18 protein-coding genes and 2 pseudogenes are annotated in these 17,607 nt (G+C 60.6%); 14 read left to right on the plus strand and 6 right to left on the minus strand.

Annotated features, from left to right (window positions below; genetic code table 11):
- Positions 1-8: 8 nt before the first annotated feature.
- Both GYM54_RS17990 and GYM54_RS17995 read right to left on the minus strand, forming a co-directional pair.
- The gene (locus GYM54_RS17990) at positions 9-530 is read right to left on the minus strand and encodes an HAD family hydrolase (RefSeq protein WP_181100090.1); all 522 of its coding nucleotides are present in this window, start codon (positions 528-530) and stop codon (positions 9-11) included.
- Positions 531-1,505: a KpsF/GutQ family sugar-phosphate isomerase gene (locus GYM54_RS17995; RefSeq protein ID WP_181100092.1), complete on the minus strand. Its 975-nt coding sequence runs from the start codon at positions 1,503-1,505 to the stop codon at positions 531-533.
- Between the two features lie 260 nt (positions 1,506-1,765).
- Here GYM54_RS17995 and GYM54_RS18000 point away from each other — a divergent pair, with 260 nt between their 5' ends.
- From GYM54_RS18000 to hisC, 11 genes are all read left to right on the plus strand, one after another.
- A complete protein-coding gene (locus tag GYM54_RS18000) occupies positions 1,766-2,581 on the plus strand; it encodes an ABC transporter ATP-binding protein (protein WP_131649910.1) in 816 nt (271 codons plus the stop codon).
- Positions 2,574-3,371 carry a lipid asymmetry maintenance ABC transporter permease subunit MlaE gene (mlaE, locus tag GYM54_RS18005; RefSeq protein ID WP_131649911.1) on the plus strand — a complete coding sequence of 266 codons (798 nt, stop codon included), beginning with the start codon at positions 2,574-2,576 and terminating at the stop codon, positions 3,369-3,371. The genes GYM54_RS18000 and mlaE overlap by 8 nt, the downstream gene beginning before the upstream one ends.
- On the plus strand, positions 3,371-3,829 hold the full coding sequence (gene mlaD, locus GYM54_RS18010; RefSeq protein WP_131649912.1) for an outer membrane lipid asymmetry maintenance protein MlaD: 459 nt from the start codon (positions 3,371-3,373) through the stop codon (positions 3,827-3,829). Before mlaE ends, mlaD begins: the two co-directional genes overlap by 1 nt.
- Before the next feature lie 11 nt (positions 3,830-3,840).
- A complete protein-coding gene (locus GYM54_RS18015) occupies positions 3,841-4,491 on the plus strand; it encodes a phospholipid-binding protein MlaC (protein WP_131649913.1) in 651 nt (216 codons plus the stop codon).
- Positions 4,484-4,810 carry a lipid asymmetry maintenance protein MlaB gene (locus GYM54_RS18020; RefSeq protein WP_181100094.1) on the plus strand — a complete coding sequence of 109 codons (327 nt, stop codon included), beginning with the start codon at positions 4,484-4,486 and terminating at the stop codon, positions 4,808-4,810. The genes GYM54_RS18015 and GYM54_RS18020 overlap by 8 nt, the downstream gene beginning before the upstream one ends.
- Entirely contained in the window at positions 4,810-5,292 is a 483-nt protein-coding gene (locus GYM54_RS18025) for a phosphate-starvation-inducible protein PsiE (RefSeq protein ID WP_131649915.1), read from the plus strand. Before GYM54_RS18020 ends, GYM54_RS18025 begins: the two co-directional genes overlap by 1 nt.
- A 98-nt stretch (positions 5,293-5,390) precedes the next feature.
- Entirely contained in the window at positions 5,391-5,630 is a 240-nt protein-coding gene (locus tag GYM54_RS18030) for a BolA family protein (RefSeq protein ID WP_131649916.1), read from the plus strand.
- Between the two features lie 97 nt (positions 5,631-5,727).
- Positions 5,728-6,993, plus strand: coding sequence for a UDP-N-acetylglucosamine 1-carboxyvinyltransferase (gene murA, locus GYM54_RS18035; protein ID WP_131649917.1), 1,266 nt, complete (start codon positions 5,728-5,730; stop codon positions 6,991-6,993).
- Between the two features lie 119 nt (positions 6,994-7,112).
- On the plus strand, positions 7,113-7,742 hold the full coding sequence (gene hisG, locus GYM54_RS18040; RefSeq protein WP_131649918.1) for an ATP phosphoribosyltransferase: 630 nt from the start codon (positions 7,113-7,115) through the stop codon (positions 7,740-7,742).
- A gap of 131 nt (positions 7,743-7,873) precedes the next feature.
- On the plus strand, positions 7,874-9,184 hold the full coding sequence (gene hisD / locus GYM54_RS18045; RefSeq protein WP_131649919.1) for a histidinol dehydrogenase: 1,311 nt from the start codon (positions 7,874-7,876) through the stop codon (positions 9,182-9,184).
- A 90-nt stretch (positions 9,185-9,274) separates the two neighbouring features.
- Positions 9,275-10,318 carry a histidinol-phosphate transaminase gene (hisC, locus tag GYM54_RS18050; RefSeq protein ID WP_181100096.1) on the plus strand — a complete coding sequence of 348 codons (1,044 nt, stop codon included), beginning with the start codon at positions 9,275-9,277 and terminating at the stop codon, positions 10,316-10,318.
- A gap of 168 nt (positions 10,319-10,486) precedes the next feature.
- Here the strand turns inward: hisC and algW are convergent, their stop codons facing one another.
- On the minus strand, positions 10,487-11,644 hold the full coding sequence (algW, locus tag GYM54_RS18055) for a Do family serine endopeptidase AlgW (RefSeq protein WP_131649921.1): 1,158 nt from the start codon (positions 11,642-11,644) through the stop codon (positions 10,487-10,489).
- A gap of 215 nt (positions 11,645-11,859) precedes the next feature.
- Here algW and GYM54_RS18060 point away from each other — a divergent pair, with 215 nt between their 5' ends.
- The 3 genes from GYM54_RS18060 (at position 11,860) to cysN (ending at position 15,763) form a co-directional block, all read left to right on the plus strand.
- Positions 11,860-12,618, plus strand: a complete 759-nt coding sequence (locus GYM54_RS18060; RefSeq protein WP_181100106.1) for a Nif3-like dinuclear metal center hexameric protein — start codon at positions 11,860-11,862, stop codon at positions 12,616-12,618.
- Between the two features lie 316 nt (positions 12,619-12,934).
- Complete coding sequence (cysD, locus tag GYM54_RS18065) at positions 12,935-13,852, plus strand: sulfate adenylyltransferase subunit CysD (RefSeq protein WP_131649923.1); 918 nt, start codon at positions 12,935-12,937, stop codon at positions 13,850-13,852.
- A gap of 12 nt (positions 13,853-13,864) precedes the next feature.
- Positions 13,865-15,763, plus strand: a complete 1,899-nt coding sequence (gene cysN, locus GYM54_RS18070) for a sulfate adenylyltransferase subunit CysN (RefSeq protein ID WP_181100108.1) — start codon at positions 13,865-13,867, stop codon at positions 15,761-15,763.
- A 324-nt stretch (positions 15,764-16,087) separates the two neighbouring features.
- Here the strand turns inward: cysN and GYM54_RS18075 are convergent, their stop codons facing one another.
- From GYM54_RS18075 to GYM54_RS18085, 3 genes and pseudogenes are all read right to left on the minus strand, one after another.
- Positions 16,088-16,528, minus strand: a complete 441-nt coding sequence (locus GYM54_RS18075; RefSeq protein WP_181100110.1) for a YtoQ family protein — start codon at positions 16,526-16,528, stop codon at positions 16,088-16,090.
- Between the two features lie 183 nt (positions 16,529-16,711).
- Positions 16,712-17,135, minus strand: a pseudogene (locus GYM54_RS18080) (DUF86 domain-containing protein).
- Positions 17,125-17,519, minus strand: a pseudogene (locus tag GYM54_RS18085) (nucleotidyltransferase domain-containing protein). Before GYM54_RS18085 ends, GYM54_RS18080 begins: the two co-directional pseudogenes overlap by 11 nt.
- Positions 17,520-17,607 lie beyond the last annotated feature (88 nt).

A 17,607-nucleotide genomic window follows, 5' to 3' on the forward strand; every position in this document is an offset into this window, starting at 1 on the left:
TGGAACCTCTAGAGATAAGCGGCCTGGGCGGCTTCGAGGCTGCCCTGCGCGCGCATGATCAGTTCGCAGAACTCGCGCGCTGCGCCTTCGCCGCCGCGGGCGCTGGTCACACCATGGGCATGATCGCGGACGAAGGCGTCGGCGCTGGCGACGGCCATTCCCAGACCGACCCTGCGGATCACCGGCAGGTCCGGCAAGTCATCGCCTAGATAGGCCACTTCAGCGTAGTCGAGTCCGAGTTCGGCGAGCAGTTCATCGAGGACCACCAGTTTGTCCTCGCGTCCTTGGTAGAGATGCTGGATGCCGAGGTTCTGTGCGCGACGCTCGACCACTGGCGTCTTGCGACCGCTGATGATCGCGGTTCGCACCCCTGAATTGATCAGCATCTTGATGCCATGGCCGTCGAGTGTGTTGAATGTCTTGAATTCGCTGCCGTCGACGAGAAAGTACAGCTTGCCGTCCGTGAGTACACCGTCGACGTCGAAAATGGCCAGGCGAATGTCGCGGGCGCGCCGCAGTAGGTCGTTCACTTACATCACTCCCGCACGCAACAGATCATGCATGTTCAGCGCGCCGACCGGTCGGTCATTGTCATCGACCACCACCAGCGCGTTGATCTTGTTGTCTTCCATGATTCTCAGAGCTTCAGCGGCGAGCATGTCGGCGCTGGCGGTCTTGCCGTGGATGGTCATGACCTGATCGATGCTGGCCTGACGCACGTCGACGCCTTTGTCCAGCGTACGGCGCAGGTCGCCGTCAGTGAATATGCCGGCCAGACCGCCATCGGCCTCCACCACCGCCGTCATGCCGAGCCCTTTCTGAGTCATTTCCAGCAATGCTTCGCGTAATGGTGTGCCGCGCTTGACCTGGGGCAGACGATCGCCTGCGTGCATGACATGTTCGACCTTGAGCAGCAGGCGTCTGCCGAGTGCACCGCCCGGGTGCGAGAAGGCGAAATCCTCGGCGGTGAATCCGCGCGCTTCGAGCAGGGCGATCGCCAGGGCGTCACCGAGTACCAGGCTGACGGTGGTCGAGGAGGTCGGCGCGAGATTTAGCGGGCAAGCTTCGATGGCTACGCTCGCGTCGAGGTTGACCGCCGCCGCCTTGGCGAGCACCGACTCGGGATTGCCAGTCATGCTGATTAAGATGATGCCGAGACGTTTGATCAGTGGCAGCAATGTCACGATCTCGTTAGTGCTGCCGGAGTTGGACAGGGCCAGAACGACGTCGTCGCGGGTAATCATGCCCATGTCGCCATGGCTGGCTTCGGCTGGGTGAACGAAGAACGCAGTGGTTCCGGTGCTGGCGAGCGTGGCAGCGATTTTGTTGCCGATATGTCCGGACTTGCCCATACCGACCACGACGACGCGGCCTTTGCATTGCAGGATGAGCTCGCATGCCTTGACGAACTGTTCATCGATGCGGGCCTTGAGTTGCTCGACCGCTTCAATTTCCATGCGAATGGTCCGCTGGGCAGTCTCGATCAGCTGGCTGCTCTGACTCATGTCTGTTTCATCGCCTGAATGAAAGCGCGGGATTATAGCGGCAAACCCATCGCGGCTCACCGAAAAGCTTTCAAGCGGATCGTCGCGTCTGAAGCTGAACTCAAGCTGAACGAATGTGCGCTCGCTCATGCGGCGATACAGACGCTGGCTTGGGAGGCTCCCGGCGCGGTGCTATAGTTCGCGCCGCCAAAACGGCTCTGCGAAGTATCTCCGAAACATCGGAGGGCGTCAGATTCGCAGACCGTATCCGAGGAGATCCGATGAGCGCCGCCAACGCTAACGCCGTCGAGCTGAAGGGGGTTACCTTCATGCGCGGCGAGCGGAGCATTTTCAATAATGTCGATATCGTCATACCGCGAGGCAAGGTGACGGCCATCATGGGGCCGTCCGGCTGCGGTAAGACCACGCTGCTGCGTCTGATCGCCGCCCAGCTCAAGCCGACCAGCGGCGAAGTCTGGGTGGCCGGGACCAACCTGCCCACGCTGTCGCGTCGCGAACTGTTCGACATGCGCAAGCAGATGGGCGTGCTGTTCCAAAGCGGTGCACTGTTCACCGATCTCGATGTCTTCGAAAACGTCGCCTTCCCGCTGCGGGTGCATACCAAACTGCCGGAAGAGATGATTCGCGACATCGTTCTGATGAAGCTGCAGGCGGTGGGTTTGCGTGGTGCGGTGGAGCTGATGCCCGATGAGTTGTCCGGCGGTATGAAGCGTCGCGTGGCGTTGGCGCGGGCGATCGCGCTCGATCCGCAGATCCTCATGTACGACGAACCTTTCGCCGGCCAGGACCCGATTGCCATGGGCGTGCTGGTGCAGCTGATTCGTCTGCTCAACGATGCACTGGGCATTACCAGTATCGTGGTTTCCCATGACCTGGCCGAAACCTCCAGTATTGCCGATTACATTTATGTGGTCGGCGATGGGCAGGTGCTGGGGCAGGGCACGCCGGCCGAGCTGCGCGAATCCACGAACCCGCGTATCCAGCAATTCATGCGAGGCGCGGCGGATGGTCCAGTGCCTTTCCATTTTCCGGCGCCGGCCTATGCCGAGGACTTGTTGCGAGGCTCCGATGCGTAAGCGTTCCCTGATCGAGCGAATCCGGCTTTTCGGTGAGGCCGGATTGAATGTGGTTGCCGCGCAGGGGCGCGCCACGCTGTTCCTGTTCCACGCATTGTTCGGTCCCAGCGGGCTGGACAACCGTTTCTCTTTGCTGGTCCGGCAGCTCTATTCGGTTGGCGTATTGTCACTGGCGATCGTGGTGGTTTCCGGCATCTTCATCGGCATGGTGCTGGCGCTGCAGGGCTACAGCATTCTTAGCAATTACGGTTCCGAGCAGGCGGTGGGGCAGATGGTCGCCCTGACACTGCTGCGTGAGCTGGGGCCGGTGGTCACCGCGCTGCTGTTCGCTGGCCGTGCCGGGTCTGCGTTGGCTGCCGAGATCGGCAACATGAAATCCACCGAGCAGCTGTCCAGCCTGGAAATGATCGGTGTCGATCCGCTGAAATACATCGTCGCGCCACGGTTGTGGGCCGGCTTCATTTCCCTGCCGTTGCTGACCGTCATTTTCAACGTGGTCGGTATCTGGGGTGGTGCGATGGTTGCCGTGGACTGGCTCGGCGTCTACGAAGGCTCGTTCTGGGCCAATATGCAGAACAGTGTTGTCTTCACTTCGGATGTGCTCAACGGCGTTATCAAGAGCATGGTGTTCGCTGTCGTGGTGACCTGGATTGCGGTGTTCCAGGGCTATGACTGCGAGCCCACCTCCGAAGGTATCAGTCGTGCCACCACCCGAACGGTGGTTTACGCCTCGCTGGCCGTGCTCGGCCTCGACTTTATTCTGACCGCGTTGATGTTTGGAGATTTTTGATGCGTATCCGCACCCTGGAAATTGGTGTTGGCCTGTTCCTCTTGGCGGGCGTCCTGGCCCTGATGCTGCTGTCGCTACGGGTCAGCGGGCTGAGCGTCGATAGCGCTGACACGTATCGGCTGTACGCCTATTTCGACAATATTGCCGGTCTGAGTGTCAGATCCAAGGTAACCATGGCCGGCGTGACGATTGGCAAGGTGACGGCGATCGACCTGGATCGCGAGAGCTATACCGGGCGTGTCACGCTGGAGGTTCAGCAGGACGTCGATATCCTGCCGATCGATTCCACCGCGTCGATTCTGACCGCCGGCCTGCTGGGCGAAAAATACATTGGCATCAGCGTCGGCGGCGAAGAGGAAACACTGGGTGACGGCGATACGATTCGCGACACCCAGTCGTCCTTGGTACTGGAAGATTTGATCGGCAAATTTTTGCTCAATTCGGTCAATAAAGAGTGAGGAACATCCCCATGATGAATGCCCTGCGTCGCAGTTTGCTGGTATTGCTGACCGCCCTGCCCATGCTGGCTCTGGCGGCCCCGAGCGCTCACGAAGTGATTCAGAAGACCACCGACGAGCTGCTCGCCGACCTCAAGGCCAATAAGGATCAGTACCGGCAGGACCCGAACGCCTTCTACGAGTCGCTCAACGACATCCTCGGTCCGGTGGTCGATGCCGAGGGGATTTCGCGCAGCATCATGACCGTGAAGTATTCGCGCAGCGCCAGCCCGGAGCAGATGACCCGCTTCCAGGAAAACTTCAAGCGCAGTCTCATGCAGTTTTATGGCAACGCGCTGCTGGAATACAACAATCAGCAGATTCGAGTGCTGCCGGCCAGTGGCAAGCAGGATGCCGAGCGTACCAGCGTTGGTATGGAAGTAACCGGTCGCCAGGGTGAGATCTATCCGGTGTCGTACACCATGGTCAATCAGGGAGGCGAATGGCGGGTGCGCAACGTGATCATCAACGGCATCAATATCGGCAAACTGTTCCGTGACCAGTTCGCCGACACCATGCAAAAAAATGGTGGTGATCTGGACAAGACCATCGCTGGCTGGGGCGAAGTTGTCGCACGCGCCAAGGACACCGAGGCTGGCCAGCAGGCGACAGGCGATGAGTGAGGGGCGTGTCGAAAGCGGCGCCAGCGGCGAGTTGCGGCTTTCCGGCGTGCTCGATTACCAATCCGGGCCGGCCTTGCGCCGGGCCGGTCAGGCCTTGATCCGTGGTGTTAAAGGGCAGCCGCTGCTGATCGATTGCTCGTCGGTGGAAAAATCCAGCAGCGTCGGGCTGTCGCTGCTGCTGGCCTATACCCGGGACGCAATCTCGTTAGGACGCGAAGTGACCATCGCCGGCATGCCCGGCGACATGCGTGAAATCGCCAGGGTGTCCGGCTTGCTGGACGTCCTTTCGCTAGCGGACGAAGTGCGAGGAACGGTTTGATGACGCTACGCTGGGCAGAAACGGCGCGCGGCAAGGTGCATGCCGTTGCCGAGTCGCTGGGTAATCTACTGGTCGAGACCTTTCATTACCTGGCCCTGTTCGGCATCGGTGCGGTCACCGCCTGGGCCGGGTTGGTGGCCTTTCTGGGCATGATCGAAAAGGGAAGCATCAGTGTCGATGACATCCTGTTGCTGTTCATTTACCTCGAACTCGGTGCGATGGTTGGTATTTACTTCAAAACCAATCACATGCCGGTGCGCTTCCTTATCTACGTGGCAATCACTGCCCTGACTCGCTTGCTGATTTCGGATGTTTCGCATCATCACCGTCCGGACATGGGGGTCGTCTATATTTCCGGAGCCATTCTGCTGCTTGCGGTGGCGATTCTCGTCGTACGCTTTGCGTCTTCAAGGTTTCCCGCAGTAGAGGCGGGCACGCATCACAGGCGTCCGCGCAGCAGCGAGGCAGAGGCGCTCGATTAGCGAGGCTGCGTTAGCTCGACGGGCTTCGGGGTTCGCAGTCTTCGGGCTTTTTTGTATGATGGCCGGCCGCGCGCGTCCGGCGCCGATAGAGGTTGAACATGCAGGCCTTAGAAGTTAAGAATTTTCTGGAAGAGAAGCTTCCGGACGCACAGGTGGAAGTCGAAGGCGAAGGCTGCAATTTCCAGCTCAACGTGATCAGCGACGAGTTGGCCGGATTGAGTCCGGTCAAGCGCCAGCAGCAGATTTATGCGCAGCTGAACCCGTGGATAGCCGACGGCAGCATTCATGCCGTCACGATGAAATTCTTCAGCCGTGCCGACTGGCTGGCGCGTAGCTGATCACCGGTCACGACAGACATATTCGAGCCGCGCGCTGCACTGACTGGGCGCGGCCCCTCTTCGCAAGCGCTTCGAGCATGCGGGTTACAGGAATATCATGGATAAATTGATCATTACTGGCGGTGCCCGCCTCGATGGCGAGATTCGCATCTCCGGTGCCAAAAACTCGGCCCTGCCAATCCTGGCGGCCACCTTGCTTGCCGATACTCCGGTAACCGTTTGCAACCTGCCGCACCTACACGACATCACGACGATGATCGAGCTGTTCGGCCGCATGGGCGTGCAACCGGTCATCGACGAAAAGCTCAGCGTCGAAGTCGACGCCAGCAGCATCCAGACGCTGGTCGCGCCTTACGAGCTGGTCAAGACGATGCGTGCATCGATCCTGGTGCTCGGACCCATGGTTGCGCGTTTCGGCGAAGCGGAAGTCGCGCTGCCAGGCGGTTGCGCCATTGGCTCGCGCCCGGTCGACCTGCACATCCGCGGCCTGGAAGCGATGGGCGCGCAGATCGACGTCGAAGGTGGCTACATCAAGGCGCGGGCGCCAGCTGGCGGTCTACGCGGCGCGCACTTCTTCTTCGATATCGTCAGCGTGACCGGCACTGAGAACATCATGATGGCCGCGGCGCTGGCCAACGGCCGCAGCGTGCTGGAAAACGCCGCGCGCGAGCCGGAAGTGGTCGATCTAGCGAACTTCCTCAATGCCATGGGCGCGCAGATTTCCGGCGCCGGCACCGACACCATCGTCATCGACGGCGTCAAACGTCTGGGTGGCGGTCGTTACAGCGTGATGCCGGACCGCATCGAGACGGGCACTTATCTGGTCGCCGCTGCGGCAACCGGCGGTCGCGTGAAGCTCAAGGACACCGACGCCACCCTCCTCGAGGCGGTATTGCACAAGCTCGAAGAAGCCGGTGCCTATATCGATACCGGTAGCAACTGGATCGAGCTGGACATGAAGGGCAATCGGCCGAAAGCGGTGAACATCCGTACTGCGCCGTATCCTGCATTCCCCACCGATATGCAGGCGCAGTTCATTGCGCTGAACGCCGTTGCCGAAGGCACTGGTACGGTGATCGAGACGGTGTTCGAGAACCGCTTCATGCATGTATACGAAATGAACCGCATGGGCTCGCAGATTCTCGTCGAGGGCAACACTGCCATCGTGACCGGCGTGCCGAAGCTCAAGGGCGCGCCCGTCATGGCGACCGATCTGCGTGCCTCGGCGAGTCTGGTGATCGCCGGCCTAGTGGCCGAAGGCGACACGCTGATCGATCGCATCTACCACATCGATCGTGGTTATGAATGCATCGAAGAGAAGCTGCAATTGCTGGGCGCCAAGATTCGCCGCGTACCGGGCTAGCTATCGGCAATGGGTCGAAGCCGTCACTCTCGGAGTCGGCGGCTTTGGCTGAGACTGGCGCTCGTTCGCCGCTGCCTGCGCCAAGGTCGCCATTAACAGGCTTCAAGGAATAACCGTCCATGCTCACCATTGCCCTTTCCAAAGGCCGCATTCTCGACGACACGCTGCCGCTGCTGGCGGCGGCAGGTATCGTGCCCACCGAGAATCCAGATAAAAGCCGCAAGCTGATCATCCCGACCACGCAGGATGACGTGCGTCTGCTGATCGTGCGCGCCACGGACGTGCCGACCTACGTCGAGCATGGCGCGGCGGATCTTGGCGTGGCTGGCAAGGACGTGCTGTTGGAGTACGGTGGCCAGGGGTTGTACGAGCCGCTGGATTTGAAAATCGCCAACTGCAAGCTGATGACGGCCGGCAAGGTCGGTGCGCCGGAGCCCAAAGGGCGGCTACGCGTTGCGACCAAGTTCGTCAATGTCGCCAAACGCTACTACGCCGAGCAAGGCCGTCAGGTCGACATCATCAAGCTCTATGGCTCGATGGAGCTGGCGCCGCTGGTGGGATTGGCGGACAAGATCATCGACGTGGTCGACACCGGTAATACGCTGCGTGCCAACGGGCTGGAGCCGCAGGAGCTGATCGCCATGATCAGCTCGCGCCTAGTGGTCAATAAGGCCTCGATGAAGATGCAGCATGCGCGTATCCAGACGCTGATCGATGCGTTGCAGAACGCGATCGAACAGCAGAACTGATCTTCCGCCGGGCTGCTACAGCCGGCTCGCCTATTCGTGTCATAGCCTTAATTCTCAGGTGCCCGCACGGTTGGCTTGTTAATCTACGGGCGCCTGCAAACCGCTTCGCCGCACTCCTTATGAGGCCCGTTATGACCGCTCCCATCGACATCCGCCGACTCAACGCTGCCGATCCCGAGTTTTCGCGACACCTGGATCATTTGCTGAGCTGGGAAAGCGTGTCCGATGACGGCGTTAACCAGCGCGTGCTGGAGATCATTAAGGCGGTGCGCGAGCGCGGCGATGCGGCACTGGTCGAGTTGACGCAGCGTTTCGATGGATTGGAAGTGGCCTCGATGGCAGATCTGATCCTGCCGCGTGAGCGTCTCGAGTTGGCGCTCGAACGCATCAGCTCGGCGCAGCGTCATGCACTGGAATCAGCCGCCGAGCGGGTTCGTCGCTATCACGAAAAGCAGAAACAGGACTCCTGGACCTACACCGAAGTCGACGGCACGGTGCTGGGTCAGAAGGTCACGCCGCTCGATCGTGCTGGGCTTTACGTGCCAGGCGGCAAGGCGTCTTACCCCTCGTCGGTGCTGATGAACGCCATTCCGGCGAAGGTTGCCGGTGTGCCGGAAGTCGTCATGGTCGTGCCCACACCGCGCGGTGAAATCAACGAACTTGTGCTGGCTGCGGCCTGCATCGCCGGTGTCGACCGCGTGTTCACCATCGGTGGCGCCCAGGCGGTCGCCGCGCTGGCCTACGGTACCGAGAGCGTACCGCCGGTGGACAAGATCGTCGGCCCCGGCAACATCTACGTCGCCACGGCCAAGCGCCACGTCTTCGGCAAGGTCGGAATCGACATGATCGCCGGACCCTCCGAAATTCTGGTGGTATGCGACGGCCAGACCGATCCCGACTGGATCGCCATGGACCTGTTCTCCCAGGCCGAGCACGACGAAGATGCCCAGTCGATTCTGGTCAGCCCGGATGCAGCATTCCTCGACAAGGTTGCCGAGAGCATTGCCCGGCTGCTGCCGACTCTGGAGCGTAGCGAGATCGCCCATGCATCATTGCAGGGCCGTGGTGCGCTGATTCGGGTCGCCGACATGCAGCAGGCCATCGAGGTGGCCAACCGCATTGCGCCGGAACACTTGGAACTGTCGGTGGAAAATCCCGAGCAGTATCTGGAGCAGATCCGCCACGCCGGCGCGATCTTCATGGGCAGATACACGGCCGAAGCGCTGGGCGACTACTGTGCCGGCCCCAACCACGTATTGCCGACCTCCGGCACCGCGCGCTTCTCATCGCCGCTGGGTGTTTACGATTTCCAGAAACGCTCGTCGATCATCAATTGCTCGGCGGAAGGTGCGTCTGAACTGGGCAAGATCGCCTCGGTGCTGGCTCGCGGCGAGTCGCTGACCGCGCATGCGCGCAGCGCGGAATATCGGATTAAAAGATAGATCGCTAGAAACTAGACCCTGCACTGATGCTTTCTTCCAGCTTCAGGCTTCTAGCTTCCAGCTTTCCCCCTACCAATCGAGGAACTGTTTGTGAGCCGTTTCTGGAGCCCCTTCGTCAAAACCCTGGTGCCCTACGTACCGGGTGAGCAGCCGAAGCTGAGCAAGCTGGTCAAACTCAATACCAACGAAAATCCCTACGGCCCGTCGCCCAAGGCCATTGCTGCGATGCAGGCGGAAATCGGCGACAGCCTGCGCCTGTATCCCGATCCGAACGGCGAGCGCCTCAAGCAGGCGGTGGCTGACTATTACGGTGTGCAGCCGGGCCAGGTCTTCGTCGGCAATGGGTCGGACGAGGTGCTGGCGCACGCCTTTCACGGCCTGTTCCAGCACGGCAAGCCGCTGCTGTTTCCCGATGTGACCTACAGCTTCTATCCGGTCTATTGCGGGCTCTATGGAATCGACTACGAAACCATCGCGCTGAACGCGCAGTTCCAGCTCGACGTGGCTGACTACAATCGGCCGAACGGCGGCATTATCTTCCCCAATCCCAACGCGCCCACCGGGTGCCTGCTGGCGCTGGAAGCGATCGAGCGGTTGTTGCAGGCAAACCCCGATTCGGTGGTCCTGGTGGATGAGGCCTATATCGATTTCGGCGGCACATCGGCCATTGCGCTGGTGGATCGCTATCCGAACCTGCTGGTCACTCAGACCCTGTCGAAGTCCCGTTCACTGGCGGGACTGCGCGTTGGTCTGGCTGTCGGGCATCCGGATCTGATCGAGGCACTGGAGCGCATCAAGAACAGCTTCAATTCCTATCCGCTGGACCGAATCGCCATCGCCGGGGCGGCGGCCGCGTTCGAAGATCGCGATTATTTCGAGCAGACCTGTCAGCAGGTGATCGCCAGTCGCGAAGCGGTGGTGACCTCGATGCAGGCGCTGGGCTTCGAGGTGTTGCCGTCGGCGGCGAACTTCATTTTTGCCCGTCATCCGCAACGCGACGCTGCCGAGCTCGCCGCAGGGCTTCGGGAGCAGGGCGTCATCGTGCGGCATTTCAAGCATCCGCGAATCGACCAGTACTTGCGGATCACCATCGGCACGCCGGAGCAGAATCAGGCGCTGTTACAGGCGCTATAGGAGCGGCTACAAGCTCAAGCCACAAGCTTCGAGTAAGCAAAAGCATCGTTGTCGTTTTCAGCGTCGGCCCGCATGCTGATTCGCTTGCAGCTTGCAGCTTGCAGCTTGCAGCTTGCAGCTTGCAGCTTGCAGCTTGCAGCTTGCAGCTTGCAGCTTGCAGCTTGCAGCTTACTGCGGACTCTTCTCTACCGGAGGCCGCATGCCGACCTCGGCGGTAAGTGTCAGCGGTTTCCCGTTGCGCAGAATATCGATATCGATCTCATCGCCCGGCCGCACGCGCGCGACCTGGTTCATCGAGGTGCGTCCGTCACTGGACTGCTGTCCATCGATGCTTAGGATCAGATCACCTGGCCGCAGACCGGCGCGTTCAGCCGGTCCATCCCGATAGACGCCGGCAACCACGATTCCCGGCCGACCTGCCTGGCCGAAGGATTCCGCCAGTTCCTGGGTCAGCGATTGCACCTCCACGCCGAGCCAGCCGCGAATCACCTGGCCGTGTTCCACGATGGATTTCATTACTTCCATGGCGAGCTTCACTGGAATCGCGAACCCGATGCCTTGCGAGCCGCCGGATTCAGAGATGATCGCCGTGTTTATGCCAATCAGATGTCCGGCGGTGTCGACCAGCGCGCCGCCGGAGTTTCCACGGTTGATCGCCGCGTCGGTCTGAATGAAATCTTCATAGGTATTGAGACCGAGCTGGTTGCGCCCGGTGGCGCTGATGATGCCCATGGTCACGGTCTGGCCGACGCCGAACGGGTTGCCGATCGCCAGTGTCACGTCGCCAATGCGGATGCTGTCCGAACGGCCGATGGTGATCGCGGGTAGCTCCGCCAGATCAATCTTCAGCACCGCAAGATCGGTTTCCGGGTCGCTGCCAATGACCCGCGCGAGCGTTTCCCGGCCATCGCGCAAGGCCACCACGATCTGCTCGGCATTGGCGGTGACGTGGTTGTTGGTCAGCAGATAGCCTTCGGGGCTCATGATTACCGCGGAGCCCAGGCTTGATTCCATGCGGCGCTGGCGCGGCAGGTTGTCACCGAAGAATCGCTGAAACAGAGGATCGTCCTTGATCATCGGCGGCTGGCTGGAGCGGTCGATCACCTTGGTGGTGTAGAGGTTGGCCACAGCTGGCGCCGCGCCGCTGACCGCATTGGCATAGGAATAGGGGCCTTGTTGCGGTATCCCCACCAGCGGTGCCTGACGCAGGGTGTATTCCGGCTCGGTACTCAGGCCTACCAGATGCGGATAACGCTGAATGATTAGCAGGGCCACCAGCAGGCCTACCAGCAACGGCCAGCCAAGAAAACGCAGGGCATTGATCATCGCGATTCGAAATCCGGACAGGTTGCGGAGGGCGATTGCGCCCCTTAAGGTGGCGGCATTATACGAAGCTGGCTGCGAATTGCAGCCTTGCCGATGGCGATTCTGTGCCGGGCCGGTGAGGTGGTTTCAGCCATGTCGTTTCAATCCGTCCATCGCGCAGCTTTCAGCCTCCGCGGCGGCCGCGAGATACCCGTATTTGCCAAGAGGATGTATGCATGGCCGTTGAGCTGAGCACGCTGGTCGAAGAAGCCGATCGCTACCTGAACACCACCAAGATCTCTGACTATTGCCCCAACGGCTTACAGGTAGAAGGACGGCGGCAGGTGACCCGCATCGTTAGCGGTGTGACTGCCAGCCAGGCACTGCTCGATGCCGCAGTCGAAGCGCAGGCCGACGTGGTGTTGGTCCATCACGGCTATTTCTGGAAGAACGAAGACCCGCGCGTCGTAGGCATCAAGCTGCGGCGGTTGAAGACGCTGCTCAGCAACGACATCAGCCTGCTTGCCTATCACCTGCCGCTCGACGTGCATCCGGAAGTGGGCAACAACGTGCAGTTGGCACGGCTGCTCGGCCTCACCGTTGAAGGGCCTCTGGAACCCGACAATCCCCGCTCGGTTGGCCTTGTCGGCTCGCTCGATGTACCGCTCGCGCCTGCTGATTTCATGCGACGGGTGACGGCCGCGCTAGGACGTGAGCCGCTGATGGTCGAAGGTCCGCGGCCGATCAGACGCATCGCTTGGTGCACGGGCGGCGCCCAGGGCTATATCGATCAGGCCGTGGCCGCGGGTGTTGACGCGTATCTAACCGGGGAGGTTTCGGAGCCCACGGTGCATATCGCGCGTGAAAATGGCTTGAGCTTCTTCGCCGCCGGACACCATGCCACCGAGCGTTACGGCGTTCAGGCGCTCGGTGACTATCTGGCGAAGCGGTTTGCCGTCGAGCATCGGTTCATCGATTGCCCCAATCCGGCCTAGGTCGCCTAGAGGCGCTGCCTTGGTGCGCAAAGCGCACCCTACGACAAGCGAACACCGCCTATGGCAAATGATTTGGACGTAGGATGCGCTCTGCGCACCGGCGGCGCTGTAGAAGCAGACGGCTTTGTTTCTGGGCCATGAGCTTGGCCTCGCAGCTGAAAGACCCCGCTGAGCCGCCATCTTTTGCCCAATGACCGAGGCATAAATTTAGTCAATTTCGTTCTAAGCAGCGGCCTGATTAGAAGTTTGCGCCGTGTTAGAGTTGCGCCCTCGCTCCGGCCTGCCGGCCGTCCATCTGCCAAATTCGTGAGTAGCCATGGTCGACAAACTGACGCATCTGAAACAGCTGGAGGCGGAAAGCATCCACATCATTCGTGAAGTGGCCGCCGAATTCGATAACCCGGTGATGCTCTATTCCATCGGCAAAGATTCCGCCGTAATGCTGCATCTGGCACGCAAGGCGTTCTTTCCCGGTCGTCTGCCGTTCCCGGTGATGCACGTCGACACGCGCTGGAAGTTCCAGGAGATGTACCGCTTCCGCGAGCAAATGGTCACGGAAATGGACCTGGACCTGATCACCCACGTCAATCCGGATGGTGTCGCTCAGAACATCAACCCGTTTACCCACGGTAGCGCCAAGCACACCGACATCATGAAGACCGAGGGTCTCAAACAGGCGCTGGACAAGCATGGCTTCGACGCTGCTTTTGGTGGCGCGCGTCGTGATGAAGAGAAGTCCCGTGCCAAGGAGCGCGTGTACTCCTTTCGCGATAGCAAGCACCGCTGGGACCCGAAGAACCAGCGTCCCGAGCTGTGGAATGTCTACAACGGCAACGTCAAGAAGGGCGAATCCATCCGCGTCTTCCCGCTGTCGAACTGGACCGAGCTGGACATCTGGCAATACATCTATCTGGAACAGATTCCGATCGTGCCGCTGTATTTCGCCGCCGAGCGCGAAGTCATCGAGAAGAACGGCACCCTGATCATGATCGACGACGAGCGCATCCTCGAGCACCTCACTGACGAGGAAAAGGCGCGGATCGAAAAACGCATGGTCCGCTTCCGTACCCTCGGCTGCTACCCGCTGACCGGCGCAGTGGAATCCACGGCCTCGACCCTGCCCGAAATCATCCAGGAAATGCTCCTGACCCGCACGTCCGAACGTCAGGGTCGGGTCATCGACCACGACGGCGCCGGGTCGATGGAAGAAAAGAAACGTCAGGGCTACTTCTAAGGATTCCGCACCATGTCTCATCAGTCTGATTTGATCAGCGAGGACATCCTCGCGTATCTGGCCCAGCACGAGCGCAAGGAGCTGTTGCGCTTTCTCACTTGCGGCAACGTCGACGATGGCAAGAGCACCCTGATTGGGCGCCTGCTGCATGACTCGAAGATGATCTATGAAGATCACCTCGAAGCGATTACCCGTGACTCGAAAAAGTCTGGCACCACCGGCGATGACGTGGACTTGGCACTGCTGGTCGACGGCCTGCAGGCCGAGCGCGAGCAGGGCATCACGATCGATGTCGCCTACCGCTACTTCTCTACTGCCAAGCGCAAGTTCATCATCGCCGACACGCCCGGTCATGAGCAGTACACCCGCAACATGGCCACCGGGGCCTCGACCTGTGATCTGGCGATCATCCTCGTCGATGCCCGCTACGGCGTGCAGACCCAGACCAAGCGCCACAGCTTCATCACCTCGCTGTTGGGCATCAAGCACATCGTCGTCGCAGTTAATAAGATGGACCTGATGGACTTCGACCAGTCCGTTTTCGAGCGCATCAAGGCGGATTATCTAAACTTTGCCGAGCGTATCGATCTGCAACCGACTTCGCTGCACTTCGTGCCCATGTCGGCGCTCAAGGGCGACAACGTGGTTAACCGCAGCGAGCGCGCACCCTGGTATGAAGGCCAGTCGCTGATGGAGATCCTCGAAAGCGTCGAGATTGCCGGCGACCGCAATTTCGACGACCTGCGCTTCCCGGTGCAGTATGTCAATCGTCCCAACCTCAACTTCCGCGGCTTCGCCGGCACCCTCGCCAGCGGCATCGTGCGCAAGGGCGATGAGATCACAGTGCTGCCGTCCGGCAAGCGCAGCAAGGTCAAATCCATCGTCACCTTCGATGGCGAGCTGGAACAGGCCACGCCGGGCGAGGCGATCACCCTGACGCTGGAGGACGAAATCGACGTGTCCCGTGGCGACATGCTGGTTCACGCCGACAACCAGCCACGCATCGCCGACGGCTTCGAGGCCATGCTCGTATGGATGGGCGAAGAGCCGATGCTGCCGGGCAAGAAATACGACATCAAGCGCGCCACCAGCTATGTGCCGGGCTCGATTGCCAGCATCACCCATAGCGTCGACGTCAATACTCTGGAGCATGGCGCGGCGAGCAGCCTGCAGCTCAACGAAATCGGTCGCGTCAAGGTCAGCCTGGATGCGCCGATTGCCCTGGATGGCTACGCGCAGAACCGCACGACTGGCGCATTCATCGTCATCGATAGGCTCACCAACGGCACCGTTGGTGCCGGCATGATCATCGCTGACCCGCTTGCTCATGGTTCTACTGGGCATCACGGTGCGCTGGCTCATGTGTCCACCGAAGAGCGCGCGGCGCGCTTCGGTCAGCAGCCGGCCACCGTGTTGTTCACTGGCCTTTCGGGCGCGGGCAAGAGCACGCTGGCCTACGCCGTGGAGCGCAAGCTGTTCGACATGGGGCGTGCAGTATACGTGCTGGATGGCCAGAACTTGCGCCACGATCTGAACAAAGGCCTGCCGCAGGACCGTGCCGGTCGTACCGAGAACTGGCGCCGCGCCGCCCATGTGGCGCGCCAATTCAACGAGGCGGGTCTGCTGACCCTTGCGGCCTTCGTCGCGCCGGATGCCGAAGGCCGCGAACAGGCCAAGGCGCTGATTGGTTCGGATCGGGCGATTACCGTATACGTTCAGGCCTCACCGCAAACCTGCCAGCAGCGTGACCCGCAAGGTCTGTATGCGGCGGGTGGCGACAACATTCCCGGCGAATCCTTCCCCTACGATGTGCCCGGCAATGCCGATCTGGTACTCGATACCGAATCGCTGACGGTGGAAGAGGGCGTCAGGCAGGTGATAGATCTGTTGCGCAAGCGCGGTGCGATCTAGTTCCGAGGTGACAAAAACGCCCTGCAGATGCAGGGCGTTTTGCTTTCTGGGTTCGCTCCGCTGCTCAGTCGGAGTTGAAAGCTAGATGCAAGCCGTGCGCGTGAGTTCAAGCTTCGCGCCGGGGGCGGCGCTCCCACGAAGCAAAAGCCCACCAAACCCTGTGGGGGCCGCGCCCCCGCGGCGATTGCAGGCGAGAGCCTGCCAGCAAACTATAAAACTTCGCGCCGGGTCGCGCTCCCACAAAGCCAAAGCCACCACACCCTGTGGGAGCTGCGCTCTCGCGGCGAATAAACTGTAAATCCGTCGGCGGAGCTGAGCCTTTTTTCAGTCGCGCAGCACGTATTTAAGAATCTCCACTACCTGTTCGGTGGTCGTTGCCCAGGCCATCGCCGCTGCATCGACTTCCTTCAGTGGGTGAACGATATCCTCCGCGTGCAGGGTGATGTAGGGCTTATCTAACGCAGCGCAATAGCCGGCATCGAAGGCGGCGTTCCATTGCTTGTACTTGTCGCCGAAGCGCACTACGACCAGGTCGGCCTGCTGGATCAGCGTCTTGGTGCGGATCGCGTTCACCTTGGACGACTTGTGGTCGCGCCAGAAGGCATTGGTCTCGGCGCCGAGACAGTCGCCGGCCGCGTCGCTGGCGTCATGGTCGGTTACGGCGGAGGTGAACACCACATCCAGCCCGGCGGCTTTCGCGCCTCGCTCGATCTCATCGCGCCAATTGGTATGGATTTCGCCGGACAAATAAACGGTAAAGCTCATGTTTTCTCCTGAACGTAGGTATCGCTTGCGATATGCCTCACAGATAAAAGAGGACCGATGCTAGCCCAGCAGCATGTGTGAGGGCCAGAAGTTGACTGATTCGTAAGTTGTTGCAACCGGCGTTGCATTAGCCGGAGACGTAATCCGACGTTCGTAGGCGCGAGCCGCCAGGTCGCGATACCGCTATCGTTTCTGTTCGTGGCTCGTATCGCCGAGCAAAACCGCTTTCGAGTAGGCGAGAAATCCACCCAAGTGTCGGGTAATCACCGCAACGGCTATCGGCAACTTTAACGCCTGATATCCATGCACCGCGATATTGCGATAGCCCACCATTCGCTTCAGGGCGTCAGCCAGATCATTTTCAATCCAGCCTCCTGCGACAAGCAGCGCGAATACGTCGCGAGCGCTTTGCGGGATACTCAGGCGTTCACGCCTGATCAGATGCTGCCGATGTCCAGCGCCGCTTCGCAGGCACGCTGAATATTCAGGATCGCTGCATCCTGGCGAGTAAAATCATCGGCGAAGGTCGCCGGGTCGCGCTCGTACTCCTCGCGCGCACGCTTGACACATCGCTCGCTGCCTTGTTCAGCAGCACATCATCGGCCATACACTCGCCCCTCCCGCTCGATATCCTGCAACAAAGCCGCCCGGCGCCGATCTAGCTCCAGTTTCTCGCTGAGCATGGCGCATTCGACCAGGCCTGCCTGCTCTCCGCCAGCCCACCAGCGCTCGCCGCCCAACAGAATCTGTTGCTGCATCACCGTCGAAGCGTTGCGCAGATCCAGCAGGTCAACCGGGCAGCCGGCGATATCGGCAGCCTCCCCGGCGAGCTGCCACAGCACCAGCGGATCGGCATAGACCTGCACCAGCACAGCCAGATCCAGGTCGCTCTGCGCCCCGTCGTCCCTTGCACTCGACTGCCAAAGGCATAGACGGCAAGCGAGCCATCGACACATGAACGTATCAATTCAGTCAAGGCCCGTTTGTTCATGGAAAAGCTCCCAGCAAGACTCCAGGAGTGTATTTCAAAGACACTGTGAGGCTGGCGATGGCTTTGATTGGCTACACCAAGTGAAGGG

The sequence above is a fragment of the Pseudomonas sp. MTM4 genome (assembly GCF_019355055.1).
GTDB lineage: Bacteria > Pseudomonadota > Gammaproteobacteria > Pseudomonadales > Pseudomonadaceae > Stutzerimonas.

Bases quoted from the DNA above. Each gene is read 5' to 3' on its own strand.
- murA (WP_131649917.1), top strand. From the start codon at position 5,728: ATGGATAAATTGATCATTACTGGCGGTGCCCGCCTCGATGGCGAGATT.
- GYM54_RS18030 (WP_131649916.1), top strand. From the start codon at position 5,391: ATGCAGGCCTTAGAAGTTAAGAATTTTCTGGAAGAGAAGCTTCCGGAC.
- hisD (WP_131649919.1), top strand. From the start codon at position 7,874: ATGACCGCTCCCATCGACATCCGCCGACTCAACGCTGCCGATCCCGAG.
- mlaE (WP_131649911.1), top strand. From the start codon at position 2,574: ATGCGTAAGCGTTCCCTGATCGAGCGAATCCGGCTTTTCGGTGAGGCC.
- GYM54_RS18025 (WP_131649915.1), top strand. From the start codon at position 4,810: ATGACGCTACGCTGGGCAGAAACGGCGCGCGGCAAGGTGCATGCCGTT.
- algW (WP_131649921.1), bottom strand. From the start codon at position 11,644: ATGATCAATGCCCTGCGTTTTCTTGGCTGGCCGTTGCTGGTAGGCCTG.
- GYM54_RS18015 (WP_131649913.1), top strand. From the start codon at position 3,841: ATGATGAATGCCCTGCGTCGCAGTTTGCTGGTATTGCTGACCGCCCTG.
- GYM54_RS18020 (WP_181100094.1), top strand. From the start codon at position 4,484: ATGAGTGAGGGGCGTGTCGAAAGCGGCGCCAGCGGCGAGTTGCGGCTT.
- cysD (WP_131649923.1), top strand. From the start codon at position 12,935: ATGGTCGACAAACTGACGCATCTGAAACAGCTGGAGGCGGAAAGCATC.
- GYM54_RS18000 (WP_131649910.1), top strand. From the start codon at position 1,766: ATGAGCGCCGCCAACGCTAACGCCGTCGAGCTGAAGGGGGTTACCTTC.
- GYM54_RS18075 (WP_181100110.1), bottom strand. From the start codon at position 16,528: ATGAGCTTTACCGTTTATTTGTCCGGCGAAATCCATACCAATTGGCGC.
- GYM54_RS18060 (WP_181100106.1), top strand. From the start codon at position 11,860: ATGGCCGTTGAGCTGAGCACGCTGGTCGAAGAAGCCGATCGCTACCTG.
- GYM54_RS17995 (WP_181100092.1), bottom strand. From the start codon at position 1,505: ATGAGTCAGAGCAGCCAGCTGATCGAGACTGCCCAGCGGACCATTCGC.
- cysN (WP_181100108.1), top strand. From the start codon at position 13,865: ATGTCTCATCAGTCTGATTTGATCAGCGAGGACATCCTCGCGTATCTG.
- mlaD (WP_131649912.1), top strand. From the start codon at position 3,371: ATGCGTATCCGCACCCTGGAAATTGGTGTTGGCCTGTTCCTCTTGGCG.
- hisG (WP_131649918.1), top strand. From the start codon at position 7,113: ATGCTCACCATTGCCCTTTCCAAAGGCCGCATTCTCGACGACACGCTG.